Here is a 2,284-nt window from a genome sequence, read left to right on the forward strand (position 1 = left end):
TCCAGGAATCGCTCGGAGATGGTGAATCCCAATCCAGGCTTTTCAGGGATCGCTATCATACCGTCCTTTGCTTCGACAGTCTCCTCGACAAGGTCGTGGATCATCGGATTGGCGCCGAGCGAATATTCGATGATGAAGGAGGCGGGCGAGGCGGCGCACACATGCAGCCCGGCAAAGAAGCAGGGCGCGCCCGCCCAAAGATGCGGCGCGAAGCGCAGGTTGAAGGCGCTGGCGATGGTGCCGATCTTCATCGCCTCGCTGATGCCGCCGCAAAACGCCGGATCCGGTTGGAAGATGTCGGCCGATTTCAGCACCGCCAGGTCGCGGAAAGCGTAGCGCGTCGCCTCGCTTTCGCCCGTCGCGATCGGCGTCGAGCCCGAGGCGCGCACCTCGGCCATGCCCGGCTTGTCGTCGGCGATCACCGGTTCCTCGAACCAGGCGAGGTCTAGATCGCCGGTGAGCCTGATGAAGCGCTTGGCCTCGGCGACGGTGTAGGTGCCGTGGGCATCGACCATCAGCTCTACATCCGGCCCGATCGCCTGCCTTGCGGCGCGCACGCGCGCGGCCGACACATGCGGGGCGCCGTCCATGGCGCCGACGCGCATCTTCAGCGCCTTGAAGCCGCCCCTGGCGATGTAGGATTGCAACTGCTCGCCGATGGCCTCGGCGGAGGCCCAACCGCCCGAGGCATAGGCCTGCATGCGCTCCACCTTGCGGCCGCCGAGCAGCCGCCATACGGGCTGTCCGAGCGACTTGCCGAGAATATCCCAGAGCGCGATGTCGACGGCGCTGATCGCCGCCACGCTCATGCCGCGCCGCGCCAGCTGCGGCATGGCATGGCCGGCATGTACCGCCGTCTCGTGCCGCACGCCGTTGTAGAGCATCTCCCAGATGATGCCGATGTCGGCGGGGTCGCGGCCGACGAGCTGCGGGCCGATCTCGTGGTTGAGCATATGGACGAGCGCGCCATAGCTGCCGGCGCTGCCGGCGGCGTTCTTGCCCTCGCCCCAGCCGACCAGGCCATCGTCTGTCTCGATGCGCAGAATGGCGGCGTCGAACGTCGTCACCTGACCGAAGTCGCTGCGATGCTGCTTCGCGACTTCGATCGGGATGCGAACCCACCAGGCCTGGACGCTTTTGATGCGCATGTTTTCCCTTCGGCCCCTCCGCCCGATAAGAGCGGAAGGGGTACATTTCAATCGGAGGTCTACTTGATCAGCTGCAGCAGCGTTTCGGCGGTTATGCGCATCTGGTCGGTGTAGAATTTTTCCGTGAGCAGGCTGGAGCCGTGGTCCTGGATGAATTTCAGCTGCTCGGGCGAGATGTCGACCGGATTGCGCTCGACCATCTCCGGATAGGGCGCGGCCGGCGTGCGGTCGACCGGCGCGACGAATTCGTTGGTCAGCGCGCCGTCATAGCCGACTTCCTTCAGTGTGCGCACGATCTTCGGCCAGTCGATCTGGCCAAGGCCGGCGGCGAAGCGGTTGTTGTCGGCGACATGGAAGTCGAACAGGCGCTTGCCGACCTGACGGATCGCGTCATAGACGTTAAATTCCTCCATGTGGATGTGGTAGGCGTCGAGGCAGACGCCGCATTCGGGGCTCACCGCGTCGGCGAGCGCCAGCGCCTGGGCGCCGCGGTTGAAGAGATAGGTTTCGAAGCGGTTGAGCGGCTCGACGGCGATCCTGACGCCGACCTTCTTGGCATGGGTGAAACATTCGCGCGTGGCGTCGACCACCCAGCCCCATTCCTCCGCCTCGGTGCCGTCCGGCACGACCTTGCCGACGGTCGCGGGCACCAGCGTGATGATCTCGCCGTCGAGCTCGCTCACCATGGTGAGCACGTCCTTCACATATTGGACGGAGCGCTCGCGCTGTCCCTGGTCCCTGGCGGCGAGGTTGCGCTCACCCAGCATCAGCGTCACCGAACCCCAGCAGCGGATGCCATGCTCCTTCAACAGCGCGCGCGTCTCCTTGGTCTTGTACTGCTCGGGCTCGCCGGAAATCTCGATCGATTCATAGCCGAATTTCTTGATGCGCTTGAGCGTCACCTCCAGCGGCTCCGCCCGCATCCAATTGTGCGTCGAAAGATGCATGGTCTATCCTTCCCAGAATTCGCCTGTCACATTTCACCCCGCGGCGCCTCCGATGAGGCGGCCGCACGATTCCTCCCCAAGGCGTTGCCAGCGTTTTTCCGCGAAACTGGTTCGACCAATTGGGCCTGCCATGACCTCTACAGCAAATTTTCATGCGCGGCAAGAAGTGGACATGGGAAGCTTCATATC

Annotated in this window: 2 protein-coding genes; both read right to left on the reverse strand. The window is 64.1% G+C overall.

The window, feature by feature from the left end:
* A partial coding sequence (locus EOD07_RS31310) for a mandelate racemase/muconate lactonizing enzyme family protein (protein WP_164772726.1) occupies nucleotides 1-1,148 on the reverse strand: 1,148 nt, incomplete at its 3' end.
* A 59-nt stretch (nucleotides 1,149-1,207) separates the two neighbouring features.
* Nucleotides 1,208-2,095, reverse strand: a complete 888-nt coding sequence (locus EOD07_RS31315) for a sugar phosphate isomerase/epimerase (protein ID WP_127238033.1) — start codon at nucleotides 2,093-2,095, stop codon at nucleotides 1,208-1,210.
* Nucleotides 2,096-2,284: the final 189 nt, after the last annotated feature.

Source organism: Mesorhizobium sp. M2C.T.Ca.TU.002.02.1.1 (assembly GCF_003997225.1).

What these genes read in the sequence shown, in the direction of transcription:
- EOD07_RS31315 (WP_127238033.1), bottom strand. Translation starts at nt 2,095, where the DNA reads ATGCATCTTTCGACGCACAATTGGATGCGGGCGGAGCCGCTGGAGGTG.